Consider the following 24399-nt stretch of genomic DNA (forward strand, 5'->3'; position numbering starts at 1 on the left):
AAAAGGGGTGAGGCAATGAAGAAATTAAAGAAAAAGAGACTCAGTCGATCGGGACGCGTTATGGTCGCTTTTTTAGTTTTATTAGTACCTGTTGCTGTCACACTCTTTACGATTTCCGCCATTCTTTGGGTGAATTTCGGAAAACACGACACCATTACAGAAACTGCTACAGCGTTATTTCATATTCAAGACCGTAAAACGGGAGAAGCCGTACCACAAGAATTTATTCCAATCTATATCGAAGCAGCAAAAGAATACAATATTCCTTGGACATTACTCGCAGCACACCACCGCATTGAGACTAGGTTCTCTACAATGAAAACCGACGTCTCGCCTGTTGGAGCGGAAGGACCGATGCAGTTCATGCCATGTACGTTCGTTGGCTGGGATTATCCTGGTTGTAAGGAGTTAGGCAAAGGAGAAATTCCTGAACGCGACAAAATCGATCCAGCTGTCATCGAGCAATACGGTGGCTATGGTATCGATGCGAACGGTGACGGAATAGCAGATCCATTTGACATAGAAGACGCCATTTTCAGCGCGGCCCATTATCTATCAGATAGCGGGGCAGCAGACGGGAATATAGAAAAGGCAGTTTTTACTTATAATCATAGCGAACAATACGTAGAAGATGTATTGTGGTATTACCGTGAGTTCGAAGAGCAACGCATAGCATCAGAGAAGCGAGTGAAGAAATAAACGTGGAGCCCACCAAATTTGGTGGCTCTGCGTTTTTTTGTATGTATTTATCAGGTACAATTTAAAAAGCGGGGCGATAGAGCGGTTCCAGGTCGTGATAGAGCGCGTAACGTAATAGTATGAGCGGTTACGGGCTGTAATTGAGCGGTTATCAACTACTATAGAGCGCTTCGCAGCGACCATAGAGCGGTTACGCATGAATATTGAGCATTTAACTGAATGAATAAGCGAAAAAGCGAACTTGTAGGGCATTCATTTACAACCAAAAAAAACGTGGAGATCACCGAATGGCATCTCCACGTTTTGATGTTTAGTTTTATGAAGCTTTGCGCATACTCTTCATAATCAAGCTAACAATGAATACAAGTACAATCGCACCGATTAACGCAGGTAGGAAGTAGAAACTAGAGATCTGTGGACCCCATTCTCCTAATAGTGCACCACCAATCCATGCACCTACAATACCTGCAATGATGTTACCGATAATACCGCCGGGAATATCTTTACCTACAATAAGTCCAGCTAGCCAACCAATGATACCTCCGATAATTAAGAACCATAAAAAGCTCATGTTGCTCATCTCCTTTTCAATATGTTATGTAGCTCTCGCTTAGTATTGGTATTGCCATTTATTTAATACCTCAAACATTTTTCGATAAAAAAAGTTCAGCTAGGGAAAATACCTGCTGAACTTTTAGATGGTTTTATTTAGCTATAATGGTTGCGCCCAATGTGTGTTGGAAGTGGGAGAGAGCCCAGTCGTGACCTGTCGCATTGAAACTTGCGACACCGCCTTCGTGGATGACCATCGTGTAACCGAGGTTGTACGCATCAACTGCAGTATGTAAAATGCAAATATCCGTACAGACACCCATAAGATGGATTTCCGTAATACCGCGGGCACGCAATTGAATATCGAGGTCCGTTCCAGCAAATGCACTGTAGCGTGTTTTATCCATCCAGATGATCTCTTGGTTGTGTTTGGTATACAGATCATGCAGTTTTCCATAAAGATTTCTACCTTCCGTGCCTCGAATGTTGTGAGGTGGGAATAGCTTGCTTTCAGGATGATACGGATCATGTTTTTCATGCAAGTCATTGATGACGAATACCGGCAATTGCTGTTTTAAATAATCTGCTGCTTGATCGACAATATAGTCCTCGAGAGCGATTCCTGGCTCGCCGCAAGTCAATGCACCGTCCTTCGCAACAAAATCTACTGTATAATCTACAATGAGTAACGCTTTCTCCATATAAAACATCTCCTTTTCTTTAGTTTCTCATAGTGGCGGTTCGGTGTCTAAACATATGTAAAGACATCTTTGCCTTCATTAATCTAGATCAAACATAAAATAATTATTTATCGTTTTCTAGAATAACGATATACAATAAATTACATAAACGACATTTCTATACGTAAAAAGTGCGCTATTTGAGAATGATAACTACTAATTGAGAATACTTAACGATATTTCGATTAGTCATAAGCTTTTCTTATGTATACCTATAATTTATATGTATTTTACTATTGCTCTTTGATATACTAAGATGGAATAGAGGAAAGATGTAAACTTTTCGTCTTTCAGTACATAAAGGGAGGAAACATAAAAATGGCAAAAAGCAATTTGCATAATAGCCGTCAGTCTTTCACAGTAAACGACAAGACGTATAACTACTACCGTTTGAAAGCTTTAGAAGAAGCAGGACTAACAAAAGTATCGAAACTTCCTTATTCCGTAAGAGTATTACTAGAATCCGTACTTCGTCAACACGACGGATACGTAATCAAGGACGATCATGTTGAAGATTTAGCTAAATGGGGCACTGTACAAAACGCAGACGCTGAAGTTCCATTCAAACCTTCACGTGTAATCCTACAAGACTTCACAGGAGTTCCTGTTGTAGTAGACTTAGCTTCATTGCGTTCTGCAATGAACGAACTAGGTGGAGATCCAAACGAGATCAACCCTGAAATTCCAGTGGATCTAGTAATTGACCACTCGGTACAAGTAGATAGCTATGGTACGCAACAAGCTCTACAAATGAATATGGAACTTGAATTCGAACGTAATGCTGAGCGTTACCAGTTCTTGAGCTGGGCACAAAAAGCATACGATAACTACCGTGCAGTACCACCTGCAACAGGTATCGTTCACCAAGTAAACCTTGAATATCTTGCAAACGTTGTTCACGCTGTGGAAAACGAAGATGGATCATTCGAAACATACCCAGATACATTAGTTGGAACGGACTCCCACACAACTATGATCAACGGGATCGGCGTACTTGGATGGGGTGTTGGTGGTATCGAAGCGGAAGCAGGCATGCTTGGACAACCTTCATACTTCCCAATTCCAGAAGTTATTGGTGTGAAATTGGTTGGCGATCTTCCAGATGGAACGACTGCAACTGACTTAGCGCTTAAAGTAACTCAAACCCTTCGTGCACAAGGCGTTGTAGGTAAATTTGTTGAGTTCTTCGGCCCTGGTGTTTCTAAATTACCACTTGCTGACCGTGCGACAATCGCAAACATGGCGCCTGAATACGGTGCTACTTGTGGATTCTTCCCGGTTGACGAAGAGTCACTTAATTACATGCGCTTAACAGGCCGTGACGAAGAGCACATTGCAGTAGTCAAGCAATACTTGATCGAAAACGATATGTTCTTTACTCCTGAAAAGGAAGAGCCGTCATTCACTAAAGTTGTAGAAATCGACCTTGGCGATATCGCTGCAAACCTTTCAGGACCAAAACGTCCACAAGACTTGATTCCATTGACTGAAATGCAACAGTCTTTCAAAGACGCAGTTGTAGCGCCAGAAGGAACACAAGGCTTTGGCTTAACTCCAAAAGAGCTTAAGAAAAAAGGTACAATCAAGTTCGAAGACGGACGTAAAGTAGAGCTTAAAACAGGTGACGTTGCGATCGCAGCTATCACTTCTTGTACAAACACATCTAACCCTTACGTCATGTTAGCGGCTGGATTGGTTGCGAAGAAGGCTGTTGAAAAAGGACTTACGCCTCCTGCATACGTTAAAACTTCATTGGCACCAGGTTCAAAAGTTGTTACAGGCTACTTGAATGAATCAGGCCTGTCTGATTACATGGATCAAATTGGATTCAACACAGTAGGTTACGGATGTACTACATGTATCGGTAACTCAGGTCCATTACTTCCAGAAATCGAAAAAACAATTGGTGACGAAGATCTTCTAGTTACATCTGTCCTTTCAGGTAACCGTAACTTTGAAGGCCGCGTACACCCATTCGTAAAAGCGAACTACTTGGCTTCACCTCCACTAGTTGTAGCATATGCACTAGCTGGAACAGTGAACATTGACTTCGCTAAAGATCCAATCGGCACGGACAAAGACGGCAATGACGTATTCTTCAAGGACATCTGGCCTTCTACACAAGAAGTCAACGATGTATTGAACGCGACAGTTACACCTGAGTTGTTCCGTAAAGAATATGCTCGTGTATTCACTGAAAACGAAGCGTGGAATGCAATTGAGACGACTGACGATTCTCTATACAATTTCGATGAGTCTTCAACATATATCCAAAACCCACCGTTCTTCGAAAACCTTTCGAAAGAACCTGAGGATATTCAGCAGCTTAAAGGCTTGCGTGTAATCGGTAAGTTCGGTGATTCTATCACGACTGACCACATTTCACCTGCTGGCGCAATCGGTTTGAACACACCGGCTGGAATTTACTTGCGTGAAAACGGCGTAGAGCCACGTAACTTCAACTCGTACGGTTCACGTCGTGGTAACCACGAAGTCATGATGCGCGGAACGTTTGCGAACATTCGTATTCGTAACCAAATCGCAGCTGGCACTGAAGGTGGATTCACTACGTACTGGCCAAACAAAGAAGTTATGCCGATCTATGATGCAGCAATGAAGTATCAACAAGACGGTACGGGTCTAGCTATTCTTGGTGGTAAAGACTACGGAATGGGCTCTTCACGTGACTGGGCAGCAAAAGGTACAAACTTGCTTGGCATTAAAACAGTTATCGTAGAAAGCTTCGAGCGTATTCACCGTTCGAACCTAGTGATGATGGGTGTACTTCCACTTCAATTCATCAATGGTGAAAACGTTGAGTCTCTAGGCTTAACTGGTGAAGAAGAAATCAGTGTAAATATCGCTGAAGGCGTAAAACCACGTTCAATCCTTAAAGTTACAGCGAAAGCTCCAGACGGCAAGGAAACTGAATTTGAAGTACTAGCTCGTTTCGACTCTGAAGTTGAAGTGGACTACTACCGTCACGGCGGAATCCTTCAAATGGTTCTACGTAACAAATTAGCAGCAAAGTAATACGGAATAAATAATGATGCCCGGCATTGCCGGGCATCTTTTTTGCGTGTTTTACAAGTAGAAGAATGGAGCAATAGTGAAAACCGTCACGCGGGCGCTCTTTAATTCACGTAAAGTGCTCATTGTTCATACGTAACCGCTCTTATCCAACCCGTAAGCGCTCTATCATAGTCTGCATCCGCTCATACTTAGCCCGTAAGCGCTCTATCAGAGTCCGTATCCGCTCATACCCAACTCGTAAGCGCTCTATCAGAGTCCGCATCCGCTCATACTCAGCCCGTAAGCGCTCTATCAGAATCCGTACCCGCTCATACTCAACCCATAAGTGCTCTATCAGAGTCCGCATCCGCTCATACCCAACTCGTAAGCGCTCTATCACAGTCCATATCCGCTTAAACCCAACCCACAACCGCTCATAAAGAGGTCCTAACCGCTCTATAGCAACTAATTAATCGCTCTATCATAACCAACAAACGCGTCTCTCACCATATTTTCCACCCCATCCTAATGTCTATCACAAGCAATCCACTTTCCCATTCGCTATACTAGACCATGAGGTGATTATATGTTTACCAGTGAAAAAGAAATTGAAGTACGATATGCAGAAACCGATCAGATGGGCGTCGTGTATCATGCCAACTACTTAGTTTGGATGGAAATCGGCCGTACTGCGCTGATCAAAGACCTCGGATACGAATACGCACAGCTCGAGCGCGACGGCTACTTAGCGCCTGTAACCGAGCTGTCAGTGAAGTATAAGGCGGCAAGTACATATGGTGAGACCGTTACAGTCAAAACATGGGTGGAGTCTCACGGCAAGCTACGTACGGTCTATGGCTACGAGATCCTACATGCGGATGGATCGATTGCGGCAACGGCTGTTACCGAACACGTAATAGTCAAAAAAGAAAATTTCCGTCCAGTGTCATTACGCAAAGTTCATCCAGAATGGGACGCGGTGTACACGAAAATTCAGCGAGGCGAAAGCTAGTGGCATTCGGAATTAATCGAAAGCAATTAACGGAGTGGAAAAATGCGGTGCAACGTGAGGAAATTGCCTTTTTGACACATTATTGGCTAGACGACCGGTTTCCGACAGTAAACACAGTCACGAAAGCGGGCTGCAGTAATGTGGAAAAGCTCATACAGTGGGGAAAACAGTATGGTTTGCAACCGGAGTGGATCCACGCACGCGAAGAATACCCACATTTTGATCTGCTTGGCGAACGTCAAGTGGAGATTTTAAAGCAAGAAGGGCAATTACATCAATTAACCCAATTAAAAAATGGTAAGCATAACTCTTTATAAGAGTTGTGCTTACCATTTTATTTGTCATTTACGCTACTTGATAGTCAAAGGATAACTCTTCCGTTGACGTATCCACATCAATATGCAGGTCATGTCCATCGAAGAACCATACATCGCGTTCTTCTACGTAATAATGCACACCGTTCACGATAGTTTCGACTACAAGTTCATCTGGTTCTTCTTTCGTAATCCCTATAGAAAAGCCTTCATGCAGCGGGCTTGACCCACCGTAACGCGCGAAAAATTTAACATAATCGCCTGCAACGACTTCCATCTCTTCTTCAAACCATTGAATTGCTTGTTCGGATAGGTGAATATTCATGCTTTATACATCCTTTCCAGTGGAACAACCTATAGCCATTTCACTTTCGGCTCGGTCCCATTTTTAATTCGACTAATATTGTCTCGATGGCGATAAAAAATGAAGAAGCCCATCAATGCGACGACTAAAAATAAGTAAAAGTCGCCACCCATAAAGAAATAAATAAGACAGTATAGTGGTCCCATGACCGATACGATGATGGATGTTAACGATACCATTTTCGTTAGTTTTAACGCAATTAAAAACGTAATGATGACCAATAAGAATATAGGCCAATTATAGCCAAGTAATACCCCGCCAGAAGTTGCAACGGCTTTGCCACCTCGTAGGCCTGCGAAAATAGGGAAGATGTGCCCAAGTACAGCGATGATTCCGAGAATCAACGGATGAATCGCTGTATCGTGAAAAAATGGCAATAACGGCAATAGTACAGCCGCTGTTCCTTTAAAGATGTCCAGCAGTGTGACGACAATGCCAGCTTTTTTTCCAAGTACCCGAAATGTATTCGTCGCGCCCATGTTTCCACTGCCATGCTGTCTGACATCTGTTCCGTAAAAAAGCTTGCCGATCCAGAGTGCGGAAGGGATGGAGCCAAGCAAATAAGCTGCCAGAATGATAACGTAATTTTCCATAGTGAACCCCTTTATGCATGATAAACGATTTTATTATTAGTGTAGCAGATGCATAAGTTCTGGACAATAATAGAATTCTAGAGGAAGATAAAGAACAGCCGAAAAACGGAATTTCCGCATAATACGTTCAGCACGTTGTCATTGTTTGCTCGTTGCATTCCGTACATTTCTTCTATACAATAGGTTGAGCTGAAACAAAACGTTGATTTGACAAGGTTTATCAGAAGATGTATGATTAAAATAACAGAACATTTGTTTGACGGGGGTTTCATTTTGGCGAAACAGAAAATACAAAATACGTATGATGATAGTTCCATTCAAATTTTAGAAGGCTTAGAAGCGGTACGAAAAAGACCGGGAATGTACATCGGTTCGACCGATACGAGAGGTCTGCATCACTTAGTTTATGAAATCGTCGATAACTCAGTGGATGAGGCGCTGGCAGGCTTCGGTAACGAGATTGATGTCACACTCCATAAAGACGGCAGCATTAGCGTACGAGACTATGGACGTGGTATGCCGACAGGGAAGCATGAGTCAGGGAAACCGACTGCTGAAGTTATTATGACCGTATTGCACGCAGGCGGAAAGTTCGGACAGGGCGGCTATAAAACGAGTGGCGGCTTGCATGGTGTTGGGGCATCCGTTGTCAATGCATTGTCCGAATGGCTGGAAGTGACGATCTATCGTGACGGCAAAAAATTTCTTCAGCGCTTTGAGCATGGTGGCAAACCGGTAACAACACTTGAAGAGATCGGTAAAACTAGAGAAACCGGAACGATGATCCATTTCAAACCGGATACGACGATCTTCTCTACGATCAAATATCAATATGACACACTGGCAGAAAGATTGCGTGAGTCCGCTTTTCTATTGAAAGGCTTAAAGATTACACTAAAAGAAGAAGGTACGGACAAGCAAGACATCTTCCATTACGAATCCGGTATCGAAGCATTTGTTGCTTATTTGAACGAAGAAAAAGAAGTACTGCATGACGTAGCGTATCTTGAAGGCGAAGTGGACGGCATTGAAGTCGAATTTGCATTCCAGTTCAGTGATGGCTATGCCGAAACGATTCTTTCATTCGTCAATAACGTTCGAACGAAAGACGGTGGAACGCATGAAACTGGTGCGAAAGCCGCGATGACACGTGTGGTCAATGAATACGCACGTAAAGCGGGCTTGTTGAAAGAAAAAGATAAGAATCTCGATGGCTCAGATATTCGGGAAGGGATTGCGGCCATCGTTTCGGTTCGCATACCGGAAGAAATCCTGCAGTTTGAAGGTCAAACGAAAGGAAAACTCGGTACGAGTGAAGCGCGAACGGTGACAGATGCCGTCATATCGCAAAAAATGCTGTATTTCCTTGAAGAAAATGCGGAACTGAGTGCAAATCTTGTCCGTAAAGCAATTCGTGCCCACCAAGCACGTGAAGCTGCACGAAAAGCGCGTGAAGATGCGCGTTCAGGCAAGAAGCGCAAAAAATCCGATACATTGTTGTCGGGTAAACTGTCTCCGGCACAATCCCGTAACGCAGCGAAGAATGAATTATATCTCGTAGAGGGTGACTCAGCCGGTGGTTCAGCAAAACAAGGCCGCGATCGTACGTTCCAAGCGATTTTGCCGCTCCGTGGGAAAGTCATCAATACGGAAAAAGCGAAACTAGAAGACATTATGAAAAATGAAGAAATCAACACGATTATCCATGCAGTGGGTGGTGGAGTGGGTGCCGATTTCCAAATTGAAGATGCCGCGTACGATAAAATCGTGATTATGACCGATGCTGATACCGATGGTGCGCACATTCAAGTGTTGCTCTTGACGTTCTTTTATCGCTATATGAAGCCGTTAATTGAAGCAGGCAAAGTATATATCGCACTGCCGCCTTTATTCAAAGTATTTAAAGGAAGCGGTAAAAGTGAAAAGCTTGCCTATGCGTGGACGGATGACGATCTAGAAGAAGCAATCGAAAAAGTCGGGAAAGGCTATATGCTTCAACGCTATAAAGGTCTAGGTGAGATGAACGCGGATCAATTATGGGAAACGACGATGGACCCATCGACACGGACGTTGATTCGTGTAACGATTGAAGATGGAGCGAAATCCGAGCGCCGGGTGACCACATTGATGGGAGATAAAGTCGAGCCACGTCGGAAATGGATTGAAGAAAATGTCGATTTCGGCTTGATTGAAGAACATAATATTTTAGACAATGCATATATACATGTTGAGGGGGATACGGAATGACACAGTCAGAAACGTTTCAAGATCTGCCCTTGGAAGAAGTAATTGGTGACCGTTTTGGGCGTTATAGTAAATACATTATTCAGGACCGTGCGATTCCCGATGCACGGGACGGGTTAAAGCCGGTGCAACGTCGTATTTTGTATGCGATGTTCCATGAAGGCAATACACATGATAAAGCATTCCGTAAATCCGCCAAGACGGTCGGTAACGTAATCGGTAACTATCATCCGCACGGTGATACGTCCGTTTATGATGCGATGGTTCGGATGAGTCAGTCATGGAAACTGCGTCATGAAATGATAGATATGCAAGGAAATAACGGTTCGGTCGATGGAGACTCCGCGGCCGCCATGCGTTATACCGAAGCTCGACTTTCTGCTATTGCGAGTGAAATGTTGCGTGATATTCGTAAGGAAACCGTCGATTTTGCCTTTAACTTTGATGATACGGAACTTGAACCTACTGTTTTACCGGGGCGTTTTCCGAATTTGCTAGTAAATGGTTCTACAGGCATCTCTGCTGGTTATGCAACCGATATTCCGCCTCACGCACTGCATGAAGTCATCGATGCGGTCTTACTGCGCTTAAAGAAGCCGGACGTCAGCGTAGATGAGCTCATGACGGTCATTCCTGGACCTGATTTCCCCACAGGTGCAATCATCCAAGGAACAGATGGAATCCGCACTGCCTATCAAACTGGCAAAGGGCGTTTCATTATTCGGGCGTTGTGGGAAATCGAGCAGTTAAAAGCAGGTAAATCTCAAATCGTCATTACGGAAATCCCGTATGACGTCAATAAAGCGAATTTAGTAAAGAAAATGGATGAACTGCGCCATGACCGTCGATTGGAAGGTATTGCGGAAATTCGTGATGAATCCGACCGTACCGGCATGCGGATCGTCGTCGAGTTGAAGAAAGAAATTGACGGCACAGCGATCATGCAGTATTTATTGAAGCATACAGATCTACAGATCACATACAACTTCAATATGATCGCCATTGCAGGCAGACGTCCGATGTTGATGTCACTACCTATGCTTCTGGATGCGTATATTGATCACCAAAAAGACATTATTACACGACGTTCCAACTTCGATATCCGCAAAGCGAAAGAACGACTACATATCGTGGATGGCTTAATGAAAGCTTTATCGATCCTGGATGAAGTCATTAAGACAATTCGCGCGTCAAAAGATAAAAAGGACGCGAAATTGAACTTAATCAATGCATATGAATTCACTGAAGTACAAGCGGAAGCCATTGTTTCCTTGCAATTATACCGATTGACGAACACGGATATTACGGAATTAAAACGCGAAGAACAAGAGCTTCGTGACTTGATTAAAGAATTAGAAGCGATCCTAGCAAGTGAGGCTAAATTGATATCCGTTTTGGTAAAGGAACTTAAAGGGATTCGCAAGCAATTTTCTGAGCCACGTCGTTCGGTCATTGAAGAAAAAATCGAAGAGCTGAAAGTTGATCTCGATATTCTCATTCCGAGCGAAGAAGTCATGGTATCTGTCACAAAAGGCGGCTATGTCAAACGTACAAGCATGCGTTCTTACTCCGCGTCAGGTGGAAAAGGTCAAGAAATGAAGGAATACGATTATAACTTAATCGAATCTGCCATGAATACACAGCATCACTTGCTGTTGTTCACATCACTCGGCAATTACATCTACCAACCGGTCCACGAGCTGCCAGAGATACGCTGGCGCGATTTAGGGCAGCATTTATCCAGCATTTGCGGACTCGAGCCAGGCGAAGAGCTAGTAGACGTGATTGCCCTTGAGAAATTCGATGAAAACAGCAGCGTGTTAACTGCTTCATCCAACGGAAATGTGAAAATATCGAAACTAACTGACTTCCAAGTACAACGATTTAACCGTTCATTCAAAGCGATGAATATCAAAAAAGACGATCGACTCGTAGGTGCACGGGTGATAACGGGTGAAGAAGACGTATTATTAGTTAGTAAACAAGCATATTCTCTACGATTTTCGTTGTCAGAACTTGCCATTACCGGGATCCGGACAGGCGGCGTAAAAGGAATTAATCTGAAGGCTGAAGACGAGCTGGTGGCGTTTGAAGTCATTACCCCACAAACACGCAATATCTTTATTGCCACACAGCGCGGCTCTGTGAAGCGTATGAATATTTCCGAGTTTGAAGTGAATTCTAGAGCGCTTAGAGGCGTAACGATAGTGAAGGAATTGAAGTCTAATCCGCATCGAGTGATTGCAATGAAGACAGTGAAAGACGATGAAGAAATGGTTTTGCTGACAACACGGAATCATAATGTGGAGATTGATCCGATGTCGTTGAAGAATACGACTCGTCAATCCACGGGAAGTGCTGTCGTAGATGAAGCGAAGGACGGCAAAGTTGTCCAAGTGTCTACGGTTAAAAAAGAAAGTAAATAAGTGCATATTCATGGAGCTGTCCGGCTAGTCGAACTATAACGACTTGCTGGGGCAGCTCTTTTTTTTGCGTTTGACGATGAATTTTTCCTACCATACTGCAAAAAAGCGGTGATCGTTCTTCCAAGTCGTGGTGATCTTGCATATTAGTCGGGTGTATGTATGCTAGTCAGAAAATAGCAAAAACGTAAAACGCTGTATTCTTCATGCTTTGTCAGGAGGTATTCTAGCTTTTCCACAGCTAATAACATTAATTACTTACTCTATAAAAGTAAAAATAGTAAAAAGAGTGCTTTGTTATGCTTTTATACAAGTTAGGCAAACAACTAGCACATATGAGAGTGGAGAGGTGAAAAGTAGATGAAATTGGCAAACGAAGAGGTTGTATCGAATTTAGAATTGGATCCATTATTTCATCCACGTACGATTGCGGTTCTGGGAACTTCAGAGAATCCAAATAAAATTGGCTACTTGCAGCTGAAAGCATTACTTGACGGTGGATTTGCAGGAGAAATTTATCCGATCCATCGCAGTGCGCAGCAAATTGCGGACTTAACGTGTTACCCAAGCGTCAAAGATGTACCGAATGAAATCGATCTAGCTATTCTCTGCGTTGGCATTGACCAAGTGGAAAAATGTTTGGTGGAGTGTGGTGAAAGCGGTGTCAAAGCGGCAATCGTCTTTGCTTCAGGTTATTCCGAAATTGGCGAAGCAGGTATCGTAGCGCAACAACGCCTGAAAGACATTTCTGACACGTACAATATTCGCATTATCGGTCCGAACTGTGTCGGCTTACTCAATACAACGAATGGCTTGATGGGAACCTTCTCGCCAGGGTTGACGAATATGCCGTTAAACAAAAAACGGGAAGCGGGCTTTGTTACACAAAGTGGCGCGTTTGGCGTGTTAACGTATATCGCCGCGGCTCAGCAAGGTTTAACGTTCAACTATTTTGTCAGTGTCGGCAATGAAGCCGATGTAGGCTTTGCGGACGTCATGGAATACATGCTGCATGATCCGAACACAACGATCGCAACCGGCTATCTTGAAGGAGAGAAAAACCCTGAGAAGTTACGCGAGTTGGCGAAATTCGCACTTGAGATCAACAAACCGATGGTCGTCATGAAATCAGGACGAAGCAGTGCAGGCAGTCGAGCTGCAGCGTCACACACGGGTTCACTTGCAGGTGCCGACCAAGTATATGACGGATTTTTCAAACAAACCGGTATTGTCCGAGTGGAAGATTATGTAGACATTATTTCATTCTCCAAACTATTCATGTCGAAGAAGATGCCAACAGGAAGAAATGCGGTCATCGTCACAAGCTCCGGTGGAAGAGGAATTAACGAAGCAGATCGCTGTGAATCATACGGTCTAAACATACACCCGCTAAGCGATGGAGTGAAAAAAGAAATAGAGAAAAACATTCCGAGTTATGCAAGCGCTTCCAACCCGATTGATTTGACAGCAGCGGCTTCCATTACGCACCCAGAATTATTTATCGAGCCATTGAAAGTGCTCGTCAACGATCCGGATACGGACATCATCATCTTCTCTGAATTCCCAATGAACTGGGATGAAAACACGCCCGAGCTACAAGAATTTGTACAGCTTTGCGAGAACTCCGATAAGTTCGTTCTCGTGACGACGTTCCCGCTTGAAGGCATGTCTGTTCCGAAAGGCGTCGGATATCTAGAAGATCACGGTGTCGCGTTCGTGCGAGGCGATATGAACCCAATCCGCTCACTAGCTAAGCTTGTCGAGTATAGGGAAGCTTACGAGAAAGCAAAGAAACAGCGAATGCAAGCTGAACCTAAGAAAATCAATAAAACGAACATCCGTCATCTATTACTGGAAAACCAGACGTTAAGTGAGTCGCAGTCGAGCGAAATTTTGAATGAATACGGAATTCGCACAGCAAAACGCGCCATTGCACAGACTTCAGAAGAGGCTGTAGAATTTGCGGCTACGATCGGCTATCCCGTCGTGTTGAAAATCGATTCGCCTGATATCCCACACAAAACAGAAGTAGACGGCATCCGCTTGAATGTGAACAATGCAGAAGAAGTCAGAAAAGCGTTTGATGAAGTCTATCAAAATGCCACTCGAAACTGTCCACACGCGACGATCCACGGCGTGTCCGTGCAAGAAATGTTAGCTGAAGGCGTGGAAGTCATTGTAGGCGTCACGAATGATCCGACGTTCGGTCCGGTCATTATGTTCGGTCTCGGAGGGGTATTCGTCGAAGTGTTCAAAGATGTATCGTTCCGCGTAGCACCGATCACAAGACAAGACGCGATCGATAAGATGGAAAGTCTAAAAGGCTATGAACTATTAAAAGGTGTCCGAAATAAAAAGCCGGTCGACAAGGAAGCCATTATCGACGTGTTGCTAAAAGTATCCGAATTGATTCAAGACTATTCGAATGAAATCAAGGAAATTGATATTAACCCGCTCATCGTCTATGAAAATGGCATTGTAGCGGCAGATGCATTGATCATCACAAAGTAACAGGAGGATGGAAAATGGACTTAGATAAAAGCGTCATTGGTTTAACGAGTACAGAATACGTCTTTGAAGTAGAAAGTCGGCATGTCGGCCAATTTGCTGCGGCAATCGGAGACGACCATCCACTCTATTCGGATGAAAATTACGCCAAGCAATCGGCTTACGCAGGATTAATCGTGCCACCTACATTCCCGATTGCGATGAACGACGGCAAGACTAAAATGCCACTAGATCTCGACCAGCGTAGAATGTTGCACGGCGAGCAGGAATTCATCTACTACAAACCAATCCGCATAGGCGATCGACTGCGTTGTCAGATCAAAGTACACGATCTGTATGACAAAGAAGGCAAAAGCGGCAAGATGCAGTTTTTAAAGCTTGATACCGAAATGAAAAATGAAACAGGCGAATTGGTCTGTATTAGCCGAATGAATATCGTCTATCGCGCATTAGCGAACTAATGGAGGGACCTCATATGATCAAAGATTGGGTGTTGGAAGAACTAACCGTTGACCAAAAACTTGAACCGATGGTGAAGCCGCCGATTACGAAAGTGCAGCTCGCTCAATATGCAGGTGCATCCGGAGATTTTAACCCGTTGCACCTCGACGATGACTTCGCCCAAAAAATCGGCATGGACGGTGTCATCGCACACGGCATGCTGGTGATGGGTTTCCTTGGTGAGTACGTCATGAAAATTGCCGGTCAAGAAGCACGGATCGCAAATATAAACATGCGTTTTGGCAAAATGACTGTACCGGGTGATGAAATACGCTGCTCGGGTATAGTCGAACGAACATATGAAGAAGAAGGCAAGCGGTGCATTGCACTGGAACTGACAGCCGAGAAAATATCGGGCGAAGTGGTTGGATCAGGCAGCGCCATCTTACAACTAACATAATCGCCATCGTGAAATAGGAGGAATAGAACTATGGGAATTATTAAAGATCGCTATGCCATTGTAGGCGTAGGTGAGAGCGAACGCTCAAGAAAATCGGGGACAACGCCTCTTCATTTAGCACTCGATGCTGCCAAAGCAGCGATTAAAGATGCCGGTTTGAAAGCGACGGACATCGATGGATTTATGAACTATAACGAAGGAGATTCCTGTACGTCTCACCAGCTAGCAACGTATCTTGGTGTACGACCGAAATACGTCAAAGATATCCAAGGTGGCGGAGCGAGTACCGAGATGCTGATCGCCGATGCGGTGGCGCTCATTGAAGCAGGCCAACTGAACACAGTATTGATCTATCGTTCCATGAACGGAAGCTCCGGAACACGTGTAGGCCGAGGGTATGACCCGGATATGCTGCAAGGGGCACTAGCTGGCGGAAGTTTCGTTATTCCATACGGATCAGCGAGCCCATCGCAATGGTTCGGCATGTACGCGACGCGTCACATGCATGAAACAGGTATTACGAAAGAACATCTCGGACATGTCTGCTTGAGTTTCTATGAGCATGCACAACGTAATCCGAAAGCGTTTCTGCACGGTAAACCGTTAACGATGGAAAACTATCTCGCTACACCGGATATTAGTTCTCCATTCAATATCCATGATTCATGCCTCGAGCTCGATGAAGGCAATGCGATCATCGTCACTTCTGCTGAAAAAGCACAAGACTGTACGTCAAAACCCGTCTATATCATGGGTATGTCTGCACGCCAATGTCACCCACACGCGCACTACTGGAATGATATTGATCAAGTCGCCTCCGATTATGTAGCGGAAGAGCTCTACGAAAACGCGGGTGTCACACCAGACGATATCGACGTGGCTTCCATCTATGACTGTTTCAGCTGGGTTGTAATGCGACAGCTTGAAGCCTATGGATTTGCGAAACGCGGAGAAGTAGGAGATTTCGTTGCAGAGGGCAACTTAAAGATGGGCGGGAAATTGCCAACTAACACAGCGGGCGGCATGTTGTCAGAAGGATACACGCATGGAATGAATAATGCGATTGAAATCGTCAGACAGCTACGCCATGACTATGAAGGAACCGACCGCCAAGTAGAAGACTGCAAGATCGGTATTTGTACCGGTTGGGCGGGACCCGATATTGCAGGCGCCATGATCTTACGAAACTAGGAGGAATAACTATGACACAAGCAACGACGGCTTACCAAAAACCGATTCCATTAAAGGATCTAGATAATGCTCCGTACTGGGACGCGGCAGACCAACATCAACTGGCTCTGCAAAAATGTGATGACTGTCAAGCCTATTCACAACCACCAGGCCCTACGTGCGCCAAGTGCGGAAGTGCAAATGTCCGCTTTGAACAGTTGGGCGACGACATTACAGCTACTGTCTATTCGTATGTAGTGTCCTACCGTCCATTCCTACCGGGCTTCCAAGATGAGTTGCCAACCATTATCGCACTCGGACAACTCGATCAAGTACCGGAAGTGAAAATTATGGGCAACATCTTGAAGTGCGAGGAAAAAGATTTACAGATCGGCATGCCTATTCGCATGACATGGGTCGATATTACAGAAGACCGTGCATTGCCACAGTGGATTCCGGCTACCAACTGATCGATGGATGAGATAGAAAGGATGAGCGAGTATGGATTTCTCTTTTACGAAAAAAGAAGAAAAATTTAGAACCGAACTACGAACATGGCTTGAAGCAAACCTACCTGAAGGATGGCTAGAAGGTAAGCGCGACTTACCAGAAGACTTGGATGAATATTCCCGTGTGTTACGCGCATGGCAACATACATTGTACGAAGGCGGATGGGCAGCCATCGCCTGGCCGAAAGAATACGGTGGACGCGGCGCTAGCCTCATGGAAGAAATCATCTACCATCAGGAAATGGTACGTGTCAAAGCACCGCCACTCATCAACTATATCGGGATCCATATGGTAGGCCCTACGTTGATCGACATTGGAACGGATGAACAAAAAGAGAGATATTTGAAGAAAATCTTGACGGGTGAAGAAATATGGTGTCAGGGCTATTCAGAGCCGGGCGCAGGGTCGGATTTAACAGGCCTGAAAACACGTGCGGTAAAAGACGGCGATCACTGGCTCATCAATGGCCAGAAAGTCTGGACAAGTTTTGGTCACGTGGCGGATAAATGTTTCCTACTGACACGAACGAGTACGCACCCAGAAAAGAAACACCGCGGTATTACGGTGTTCATGATGGATATGCACCAGCCGGGCGTCGAAACACTGCCGATTGTTCAGATGGACGGACATTCAGAATTTAACGAAGTGTATATGACAGATGCTGTAGCGACGGATGCGGATATCGTCGGACAAGTGGATTCAGGCTGGCATGTATTGATCGCTTTGATGCTTCATGAGCGCACGGGGATCGGGGCAGAACTCTTCACACTCGAAAAACAATTCAACGATACGGTGGAACTGGCACAGCAGTATAAAGTGAATGGCAAACCATTGATCGAAAATCCTGCCATCCGACAAAAATTGGCGAGTTTCTACGCTCGCGTACGTGGATCACTCTTGAATTACTATAAAAACTTGACGACTACGATCAAGAACGGTCAGCCTGGTGCGGAAACATCCATCGATAAGTTGGTCGTAACCGAGCTGAACCAAGCACTTTCGGCATTCGCAGTGGAAATCCAAGGACATCAGGGCGTGTTAGTTGATAAAGACGCTGTAGCCGATCCGAAATGGCAGCATTTATTCCTAGCCTCATTCGGACAGACAATCGGTGGCGGTACGAGTGAAGTACAACGCAATACGATTGGCGAGCGGGTACTGGGATTGCCAAAAGACATGGGACGTTAATAGAGTAGGAGGGATGAAATATGGACTTTTCATTAACAGAAGAGCAAGAAATGTTTCGTGGACATATTCGCAAAATGCTAGATAAATTCGGCGGCACACAAATAGCTCGGGAAATGATCGATGACAACCCGCAAAGCTTGAAGAAAGTGTACACGACATTGGCTGAACTCGGATGCAGCGGCATCAATATTCCTGAAGAATATGGCGGTATGGACCTCGAGGCACTTGATCTCGTGCCAACGTTTGAAGAGATGGGACGTTCATTAGTACCTGGCTTGTTCATGGAAACTTCCGCGCTAGCAGTACCGACCCTCAAGAAATATGCGACAGAGGAGCAAAAACAACACAATTTGCCAGCGATCGCTTCGGGAGAAAAATGGATTTCATTCGCGGCCTTGGAACCTTTCAATGACTTCTCACCAGCTGGTATCCACTGTACATTGGTGCAACAAGACGGACAGTATGTGCTCAACGGTACGAAGACGCTTGTACCCGAAGCGGAACTTGCGGATGCGTTCCTCGTACTCGTACGCACAAACGAGGAAGATCAAGAAGACGGACTATCACTTGTGCTCATCGATCAGACAGAAGACATGAAGATCGAGAAACAATCATCCTTTGATGAATCCAAACATGTGTCGAAAGTTGAATTCCAAAACTTCATCATCGAAGAAAATCAAATTATAGGGGAACTGGACAAAGGCTGGACGCAGCTTCAAGAAGGTTTATTATACTTTAATGCTGCACTTAGTTCCTACATCGTCGGGGCAATGGAGCAGGTCGTCCAGATGGCGAACGAATATGCGAAGATTCGCGAGCAGTTTGGCCAAGCGATCGGCCGCTTCCAAGCGATCAAACACAGTATTGTCAACATGAAAGTGAATTTGGAAATTGCTCGTTCACTGAGCCATTATGCCAACTGGGTAGTGGATACGGACGAATCCGACCGAGAAGCAACAGTATATAGCGCCCGTACATATGCGACGGAGAAATTCATCGAAGTCTCGGCACATAATATTCAAATCCACGGCGGAATCGGATTCACTGAAGAAATCGATTGCCATTTATACGTGAAGCGCGCGCGCTACTACGATCAGTATGTAGGCTCCACCCCTTTCTATCAAGAAAAAGTAGTCGCTTCACTAGGCTGGTAAATTGAAGGAGGAAACTATATGACAAACGTATCCGAGAAATCCAAATTGACGACATACGGTAACATCATCAACGGCAAGACCGTACAAGCGCAGGACGGGGCCGTATCGGATAGTATCGACCCGTCAACAGGCGAAGTGTGGGCAAAGATTCCGTCCAGTAAGAAAGAAGACGCGGAACTCGTCATCCAGGCGGCACGCGGAGCATTTGAAGACTGGTCGAATCTACCGGCACGTACACGCGGCGATTATATGCGCAAGATCGGGGATATGATTTCCGATCATGCGTCGGAGCTACTGGCACTCGAGACGCGCAACAACGGCTGGGTGCTCGACGAATATGGTTATCTCGCAGAAGTACTCAAGCAAGTTTGGTACGACGCGGCAGGTGCAGCCACATTAGTAGGTGCACAAGGCCGTACCGTACAAATGGGAACGGGAGATTTTGGATACACTGTACGAAAGCCATACGGAGTAGTCGTTGGCATCTTACCTTGGAATGCACCGTTGTTCACATTCACAATCAAGGCGGCCTATGCACTCGCAGCAGGAAATACGGTCGTGATCAAGCCAGCTGAAAGTGGAGCGGTTGGATCTCTACGCTATGGGGAATTAATTTCACACATCTTACCTCCAGGTGTGCTCAATGTTATTTCGGGGGCGGGTCGAGAAATCGGGGATTATCTCGTCAGTCACGAAGAAGTGAATAAAGTGAGTTTGACTGGCTCTAAGGCCACAGCGGAACGAATCACGAAAGCTACTGCTCATTCACCGAAGTCACTGATCTTCGAACTGGGTGGGAAGTCACCGAATATCGTCTTTGAAGACGCGAATATCGAGGAAGCGGTTTATGGATTGATCAACGGAATCTTCACGCCAAATTCTGGTCAAATTTGTGTAGGTGGGTCACGTATGATAATCCAGCGTTCCATTTATGATGAAGTGATCAACCGCTTGAAAGAGTTGATGACAGACAAAGAATTCGTCAAGCACGGCAATACGCTAGATACGACGAATACAATGGGACCGATCGCCAATGAAGCACAATTCAAGTCAGTCTGCGGCTATATCGACGAGGCATCAAAAGACGACTACGAGATCGTCTTTGGCGGACAGTATGGCGGGGAAGCCGTTCTACCTGGTCAGCCGGAATATGCGGACGGCTACTGGGTGCAACCTACGCTCGTGAAGGTAGTGGATAACAGCACGAAACTTGCCCGTGAAGAAATTTTCGGTCCGGTGGCGGTTGCGATTCCGTTCGATACAGAAGAAGAAGCGATTCACATTGCCAATGACACGAACTTCGGTTTAGCGGCGGGGGTTTGGACACAGAACTTGGGTCTCGCTCACCGAATGGTCGATCAGCTCCAAGCGGGCAACGTATGGGTGAATACGTACGCTAGAGTCGGAGCAGATCTGCCGTTTAGCGGTGTGAAGGAAAGTGGGTACGGTACGGACTCGATTCTCGATTATTCACAGGAAAAAGCGTGTGTTATCAATATCAGGTAGTCCATTAGGAACGATAAGATCTGTGGCGGGAGAGCTTCGGTTTTGCGCCAAGCATGCTGAAAACTCCTTCTGCAGATTTTTCACATCACAGCTAGATTTGACATAATAAAGCGTAAAAACTAGTACAACATCGATAAAGGGAGGCCACTATATGAATGAAGCGGCATTGAAGGATCAATCGATTAATAGAGGTTTTTTGTTCATAAGTTTCGGAGCGTTCTTTATTATGTTAAGTTTAGCGACCCATCTTCCAGCCTATCCACATATGATAGCGGAATTTAATCTGACGCCGGGCTACGCAGTGTGGATGCAACTTGGTTTGGCTATCGGATTGACAGGTTTCCAGCCATTGCTCGGATGGATTGGTGATTCATTCGGATTAAAGATCGTGATCCTAATCGGTGGGATCTTTATGGTGATCGGTTCACTGCTTGTCGCGTTTTCCTTTTCATTTTGGGTGCTCGTTCTCGGATTGTTCTTCAAGGGAATCTCTGGAGCAGCGATTGCGCCATCGGGAATTGCCTATGCTGGAAAGTTCATGGTCGGTACCCAGCGAGCGAAAGCGATTGGAACATTTGCGGCATTCATTACGATCGGTTCAGTGTTCGGGCCAATTATCAGTGGCATGATCGTCGATACAGCCAACTGGCAAGCGAGCTTTATGTTCACTGCTGTTCTTGGTGGAGTAGGAATTGCGCTCTTCGCTTTTGTCCCACATGTCAAAGTACATGCACGAAAGAAGTTGGATGTTCTTGGATTGGCATTCGTTATTATTTTGTTGTTAGGTCTACTGACGATTCCGACATTTATCAACAGCTTCGGTATCGAATCAGGTATGTGGATTCCATCATTGCTCGTGTTTGTGGCGGCGTTGATCATCTTAATCTTTGTTGAGAAGAAACAAAAAGCACCATTGCTTGATTTGAAGTATGCGGTGAACCGTAATTTCTGGGTTCCGACGACGATTGCCGTATTCATTTTCCTCGGGTACACAGGCATCATGTACTTATTGACCTTCTTCGTCCAGAACGTCCAAGGTAAAGCGGCCACGACGGTCGGGTTTTTACAGATGGCGGTATTCCTAGGTACTTCGGTCGCGGCGTATTTCAGTGGAAGAATTTTGAAGAAACTTTCAGCTCGAACGATTATAGGCTCAGGAATTCTCGTATTTGCTTCGGGAATTATCATGTTGAACTTCGTTACCCTGACGACACCGTTCATCTATTTGTTCATCTCCATGAGCCTGATCGGAATAGGGGTCGGTTTCCAAACGCCTGCAGTGAAAGGCTTGATCGTTTCAGAAGCGTCAATAGAACGCATGAACGTCGTGACATTTACGAATACAGTAATTGAAAGCATAGCTCAAAGATTGGGCGCCTCTTTTGCTTTAGTCGCTTTCTCGATCTTCAGTGCAAGTGGTAACAACGTCGGTGCAGTAGTCAGTACTTCCTGGGTCATCATGGGCTTCGTTGTCATCGCTTTGTTGTTCTTGCCGTTGATTCCGCGGACTATTCCTGGAATCCATACGAATGAAAACGATTTACTCGGGACGAAAATCATTCCGAAGCCTTTAAATATTGAAGAAATCAAATAAATTTGCTGTTGTGTACAGAGAGGAGTCTTTACTATGAATATTTATGTCTTACTGAAAAAAACATTCGACACGGAAGAAGCCATTTCCGTGTCAGGTGGCCAAATCGATGAAAGCGGTGCAGAGTTCATTATTAATCCATACGATGAATACGCCGTAGAAGAAGCCATCCAACAGCGTGACGCGCACGGTGGTACGGTAACCGTCGTAACCATTGGCGATCAGGACTCGGAGAAACAGCTACGCACAGCGCTAGCCATGGGAGCCGATCATGCGGTACTGATCAACACGGATGACGACCTGGACGAAGGTGATCAGTTTACGACAGCGAAAATTCTCGAGAAATTTTTTGAAGAACGCGAAGCAGATCTGATTCTCGCTGGTAATGTCGCGATCGACGAGGCAAGCGGTCAAGTCGGTCCTCGTCTTGCTGAGCGTCTGGATATGCCATTCATCACAACAATTGTCAAACTAGAAATCGTTGACGGTCTAGCAACAGTCGAAAAAGACGTAGAAGGCGATCGAGAGAGAATTGAAGTACCACTTCCCGTGCTGGTTACATGCCAGCAAGGATTGAATGAGCCGAGATATACCTCGCTACCAGGTATTATGAAAGCGAAAAAGAAGCCTCTTGAGCAACTAGAGCTAGATGATTTAGATCTCGATGAAGACGACGTAGCAGCTAAGACGGCAACCATTGCAGTGTTTTTGCCACCTACAAAACAAGCAGGACGTATTCTGGCAGGAGAAACAGAAAGCCAAGTGAAAGAGTTGGTCGATTTATTGAGAAATAAAGCGAAAGTAATGTAAGTGAGCTTTGAAATGGAAAGGGGTTTTATTATGAGTGAAAAAATACTAGTAATTGGTGAATTGCAACAAGGAAATCTACGAAAAGTAAGTTATGAGACCATCGCAGCCGCGAAACAACTGGATGGCGATGCGGAAATTATAGCATTGGTCATGGGTGACGGTGATTTACAAACACCAGCTAATGAAATGATTCAGCATGGTGCTGATCGAGCGATTACGGTAGCTCACACGAATTTAAGCAACTATACTTCGGAAGGTTATGGGCAAGTTATGATGGAAGTGATGCAAGAAGAAAATCCATCCGCGATCATTATGGGGCATACATCTATCGGTAAAGATGTAACGCCTAAAATCGCAAGCCGCTTAGAGCTCGGTTTGATATCGGATGCAGTGGCAATCGGAAAAGAAGATGGCCAAGTCGTTTTCACTAGACCGATTTACTCCGGTAAGGCATTCGAGAAGAAAATCATTAAAGACAAAGGGGTTCTTTTCGCAACGATTCGTCCGAATAATATATCAGCCATCGAGCGTGACACAAGCCGTACAGGCGATATCATAGCAAAAGAAGTGGATGTTAAAGACTTACGTACGATTGTCAAAGAAGTGATCCGCAAGAAAACGGAAGGCGTCGACTTATCCGAAGCAAAGATCGTCATCGCTGGCGGACGTGGCGTTAAAAGCGCGGAAGGCTTCAAGGCATTGTATGAGCTAGCAGAACTGCTCGGCGGCGCTGTAGGGGCATCACGTGGCGCGTGTGACGCAGATTATTGTGATTACTCCTTGCAAATCGGCCAAACGGGTAAAGTCGTGACGCCAGACCTTTATATTGCAGTAGGCATCTCGGGTGCTATTCAGCACATGGCCGGTATGTCGAACTCCAAAGTAATTGTTGCCATTAACAGTGATGCAGAAGCGAATATCTTCAACATGGCAGATTACGGAATCGTCGGGGACTTATTCGAAATTCTTCCGTTACTAATAAAAGAAATCAAGTTAGAAGGTTCACTCGTATCCTAAATGTAAACAGCCCGTACAGTTCAATTCATGAACTGTACGGGCTGTTTTGCCTAATTCGCTTACTTTATTATCGCAAAGGCGTATAGATAAT

General features: G+C 45.1%; 21 protein-coding genes. 17 read left to right on the forward strand and 4 right to left on the reverse strand.

Annotated features, from left to right (window positions below; all coding sequences use genetic code 11):
* The first annotated feature begins 15 nt into the window (after positions 1-15).
* Complete coding sequence (locus tag SporoP17a_RS00835; RefSeq protein ID WP_083031002.1) at positions 16-699, forward strand: lytic transglycosylase domain-containing protein; 684 nt, start codon at positions 16-18, stop codon at positions 697-699.
* Between the two features lie 316 nt (positions 700-1015).
* Here SporoP17a_RS00835 and SporoP17a_RS00840 read toward each other — a convergent pair whose 3' ends face one another.
* A complete protein-coding gene (locus SporoP17a_RS00840) occupies positions 1016-1270 on the reverse strand; it encodes a GlsB/YeaQ/YmgE family stress response membrane protein (protein ID WP_083031005.1) in 255 nt (84 codons plus the stop codon).
* 133 nt (positions 1271-1403) lie between these two features.
* The gene (locus SporoP17a_RS00845) at positions 1404-1952 is read right to left on the reverse strand and encodes a cysteine hydrolase family protein (RefSeq protein ID WP_083031007.1); all 549 of its coding nucleotides are present in this window, start codon (positions 1950-1952) and stop codon (positions 1404-1406) included.
* Between the two features lie 357 nt (positions 1953-2309).
* Here SporoP17a_RS00845 and acnA point away from each other — a divergent pair, with 357 nt between their 5' ends.
* The 3 genes from acnA to SporoP17a_RS00860 all read left to right on the forward strand — a co-directional run bounded on the left by acnA (position 2310) and on the right by SporoP17a_RS00860 (position 6332).
* Positions 2310-5024, forward strand: a complete 2715-nt coding sequence (gene acnA / locus SporoP17a_RS00850) for an aconitate hydratase AcnA (protein ID WP_083031010.1) — start codon at positions 2310-2312, stop codon at positions 5022-5024.
* A gap of 565 nt (positions 5025-5589) precedes the next feature.
* On the forward strand, positions 5590-6015 hold the full coding sequence (locus SporoP17a_RS00855) for an acyl-CoA thioesterase (RefSeq protein ID WP_083031013.1): 426 nt from the start codon (positions 5590-5592) through the stop codon (positions 6013-6015).
* Positions 6015-6332: a hypothetical protein gene (locus tag SporoP17a_RS00860; protein ID WP_083031015.1), complete on the forward strand. Its 318-nt coding sequence runs from the start codon at positions 6015-6017 to the stop codon at positions 6330-6332. The genes SporoP17a_RS00855 and SporoP17a_RS00860 overlap by 1 nt, the downstream gene beginning before the upstream one ends.
* Positions 6333-6360: 28 nt before the next feature.
* Here the strand turns inward: SporoP17a_RS00860 and SporoP17a_RS00865 are convergent, their stop codons facing one another.
* Both SporoP17a_RS00865 and plsY read right to left on the reverse strand, forming a co-directional pair.
* Positions 6361-6654 carry a HesB/YadR/YfhF family protein gene (locus tag SporoP17a_RS00865; RefSeq protein ID WP_083031017.1) on the reverse strand — a complete coding sequence of 98 codons (294 nt, stop codon included), beginning with the start codon at positions 6652-6654 and terminating at the stop codon, positions 6361-6363.
* A 29-nt stretch (positions 6655-6683) separates the two neighbouring features.
* Positions 6684-7286 carry a glycerol-3-phosphate 1-O-acyltransferase PlsY gene (gene plsY / locus SporoP17a_RS00870; protein WP_083031020.1) on the reverse strand — a complete coding sequence of 201 codons (603 nt, stop codon included), beginning with the start codon at positions 7284-7286 and terminating at the stop codon, positions 6684-6686.
* A 231-nt stretch (positions 7287-7517) separates the two neighbouring features.
* Between plsY and parE the strand changes: the two genes are divergently transcribed.
* The 13 genes from parE to SporoP17a_RS00935 all read left to right on the forward strand — a co-directional run bounded on the left by parE (position 7518) and on the right by SporoP17a_RS00935 (position 24308).
* A complete protein-coding gene (gene parE / locus SporoP17a_RS00875; protein ID WP_083031023.1) occupies positions 7518-9533 on the forward strand; it encodes a DNA topoisomerase IV subunit B in 2016 nt (671 codons plus the stop codon).
* Complete coding sequence (gene parC, locus SporoP17a_RS00880; RefSeq protein WP_083031026.1) at positions 9530-11956, forward strand: DNA topoisomerase IV subunit A; 2427 nt, start codon at positions 9530-9532, stop codon at positions 11954-11956. Before parE ends, parC begins: the two co-directional genes overlap by 4 nt.
* Before the next feature lie 357 nt (positions 11957-12313).
* On the forward strand, positions 12314-14464 hold the full coding sequence (locus SporoP17a_RS00885) for an acetate--CoA ligase family protein (RefSeq protein WP_083031028.1): 2151 nt from the start codon (positions 12314-12316) through the stop codon (positions 14462-14464).
* A gap of 14 nt (positions 14465-14478) precedes the next feature.
* A complete protein-coding gene (locus SporoP17a_RS00890; protein ID WP_083031031.1) occupies positions 14479-14922 on the forward strand; it encodes an FAS1-like dehydratase domain-containing protein in 444 nt (147 codons plus the stop codon).
* A 14-nt stretch (positions 14923-14936) separates the two neighbouring features.
* Complete coding sequence (locus tag SporoP17a_RS00895) at positions 14937-15362, forward strand: MaoC/PaaZ C-terminal domain-containing protein (RefSeq protein ID WP_083031034.1); 426 nt, start codon at positions 14937-14939, stop codon at positions 15360-15362.
* A gap of 30 nt (positions 15363-15392) precedes the next feature.
* Entirely contained in the window at positions 15393-16553 is a 1161-nt protein-coding gene (locus tag SporoP17a_RS00900; RefSeq protein ID WP_083031037.1) for a thiolase C-terminal domain-containing protein, read from the forward strand.
* Between the two features lie 11 nt (positions 16554-16564).
* The gene (locus tag SporoP17a_RS00905) at positions 16565-17002 is read left to right on the forward strand and encodes a Zn-ribbon domain-containing OB-fold protein (RefSeq protein ID WP_083031039.1); all 438 of its coding nucleotides are present in this window, start codon (positions 16565-16567) and stop codon (positions 17000-17002) included.
* A 31-nt stretch (positions 17003-17033) separates the two neighbouring features.
* Positions 17034-18230, forward strand: coding sequence for an acyl-CoA dehydrogenase family protein (locus SporoP17a_RS00910; RefSeq protein WP_083031042.1), 1197 nt, complete (start codon positions 17034-17036; stop codon positions 18228-18230).
* Positions 18231-18250: 20 nt separating this feature from the next.
* Entirely contained in the window at positions 18251-19384 is a 1134-nt protein-coding gene (locus SporoP17a_RS00915; RefSeq protein WP_083031045.1) for an acyl-CoA dehydrogenase family protein, read from the forward strand.
* An 18-nt stretch (positions 19385-19402) separates the two neighbouring features.
* Entirely contained in the window at positions 19403-20890 is a 1488-nt protein-coding gene (locus SporoP17a_RS00920; RefSeq protein WP_083031048.1) for an aldehyde dehydrogenase family protein, read from the forward strand.
* Positions 20891-21041: 151 nt separating this feature from the next.
* A complete protein-coding gene (locus tag SporoP17a_RS00925) occupies positions 21042-22484 on the forward strand; it encodes an MFS transporter (protein ID WP_083031050.1) in 1443 nt (480 codons plus the stop codon).
* A gap of 33 nt (positions 22485-22517) precedes the next feature.
* Complete coding sequence (locus tag SporoP17a_RS00930) at positions 22518-23291, forward strand: electron transfer flavoprotein subunit beta/FixA family protein (protein ID WP_083031053.1); 774 nt, start codon at positions 22518-22520, stop codon at positions 23289-23291.
* Positions 23292-23321: 30 nt separating this feature from the next.
* Positions 23322-24308: an electron transfer flavoprotein subunit alpha/FixB family protein gene (locus SporoP17a_RS00935; protein ID WP_083031056.1), complete on the forward strand. Its 987-nt coding sequence runs from the start codon at positions 23322-23324 to the stop codon at positions 24306-24308.
* Positions 24309-24399: the final 91 nt, after the last annotated feature.

Origin of the sequence: Sporosarcina ureae, assembly GCF_002082015.1 — a bacterium.
GTDB lineage: Bacteria > Bacillota > Bacilli > Bacillales_A > Planococcaceae > Sporosarcina > Sporosarcina ureae_A.

Bases quoted from the DNA above. Each gene is read 5' to 3' on its own strand.
- SporoP17a_RS00935 (WP_083031056.1), top strand. From the start codon at position 23,322: ATGAGTGAAAAAATACTAGTAATTGGTGAATTGCAACAAGGAAATCTA.
- SporoP17a_RS00845 (WP_083031007.1), bottom strand. From the start codon at position 1,952: ATGGAGAAAGCGTTACTCATTGTAGATTATACAGTAGATTTTGTTGCG.
- acnA (WP_083031010.1), top strand. From the start codon at position 2,310: ATGGCAAAAAGCAATTTGCATAATAGCCGTCAGTCTTTCACAGTAAAC.
- SporoP17a_RS00910 (WP_083031042.1), top strand. From the start codon at position 17,034: ATGGATTTCTCTTTTACGAAAAAAGAAGAAAAATTTAGAACCGAACTA.
- SporoP17a_RS00900 (WP_083031037.1), top strand. From the start codon at position 15,393: ATGGGAATTATTAAAGATCGCTATGCCATTGTAGGCGTAGGTGAGAGC.
- SporoP17a_RS00895 (WP_083031034.1), top strand. From the start codon at position 14,937: ATGATCAAAGATTGGGTGTTGGAAGAACTAACCGTTGACCAAAAACTT.
- plsY (WP_083031020.1), bottom strand. From the start codon at position 7,286: ATGGAAAATTACGTTATCATTCTGGCAGCTTATTTGCTTGGCTCCATC.
- parE (WP_083031023.1), top strand. From the start codon at position 7,518: ATGATTAAAATAACAGAACATTTGTTTGACGGGGGTTTCATTTTGGCG.
- SporoP17a_RS00840 (WP_083031005.1), bottom strand. From the start codon at position 1,270: ATGAGCTTTTTATGGTTCTTAATTATCGGAGGTATCATTGGTTGGCTA.
- SporoP17a_RS00865 (WP_083031017.1), bottom strand. From the start codon at position 6,654: ATGAATATTCACCTATCCGAACAAGCAATTCAATGGTTTGAAGAAGAG.
- SporoP17a_RS00905 (WP_083031039.1), top strand. From the start codon at position 16,565: ATGACACAAGCAACGACGGCTTACCAAAAACCGATTCCATTAAAGGAT.
- SporoP17a_RS00930 (WP_083031053.1), top strand. From the start codon at position 22,518: ATGAATATTTATGTCTTACTGAAAAAAACATTCGACACGGAAGAAGCC.
- SporoP17a_RS00925 (WP_083031050.1), top strand. From the start codon at position 21,042: ATGAATGAAGCGGCATTGAAGGATCAATCGATTAATAGAGGTTTTTTG.
- SporoP17a_RS00890 (WP_083031031.1), top strand. From the start codon at position 14,479: ATGGACTTAGATAAAAGCGTCATTGGTTTAACGAGTACAGAATACGTC.
- SporoP17a_RS00835 (WP_083031002.1), top strand. From the start codon at position 16: ATGAAGAAATTAAAGAAAAAGAGACTCAGTCGATCGGGACGCGTTATG.
- parC (WP_083031026.1), top strand. From the start codon at position 9,530: ATGACACAGTCAGAAACGTTTCAAGATCTGCCCTTGGAAGAAGTAATT.
- SporoP17a_RS00855 (WP_083031013.1), top strand. From the start codon at position 5,590: ATGTTTACCAGTGAAAAAGAAATTGAAGTACGATATGCAGAAACCGAT.
- SporoP17a_RS00920 (WP_083031048.1), top strand. From the start codon at position 19,403: ATGACAAACGTATCCGAGAAATCCAAATTGACGACATACGGTAACATC.
- SporoP17a_RS00915 (WP_083031045.1), top strand. From the start codon at position 18,251: ATGGACTTTTCATTAACAGAAGAGCAAGAAATGTTTCGTGGACATATT.
- SporoP17a_RS00885 (WP_083031028.1), top strand. From the start codon at position 12,314: ATGAAATTGGCAAACGAAGAGGTTGTATCGAATTTAGAATTGGATCCA.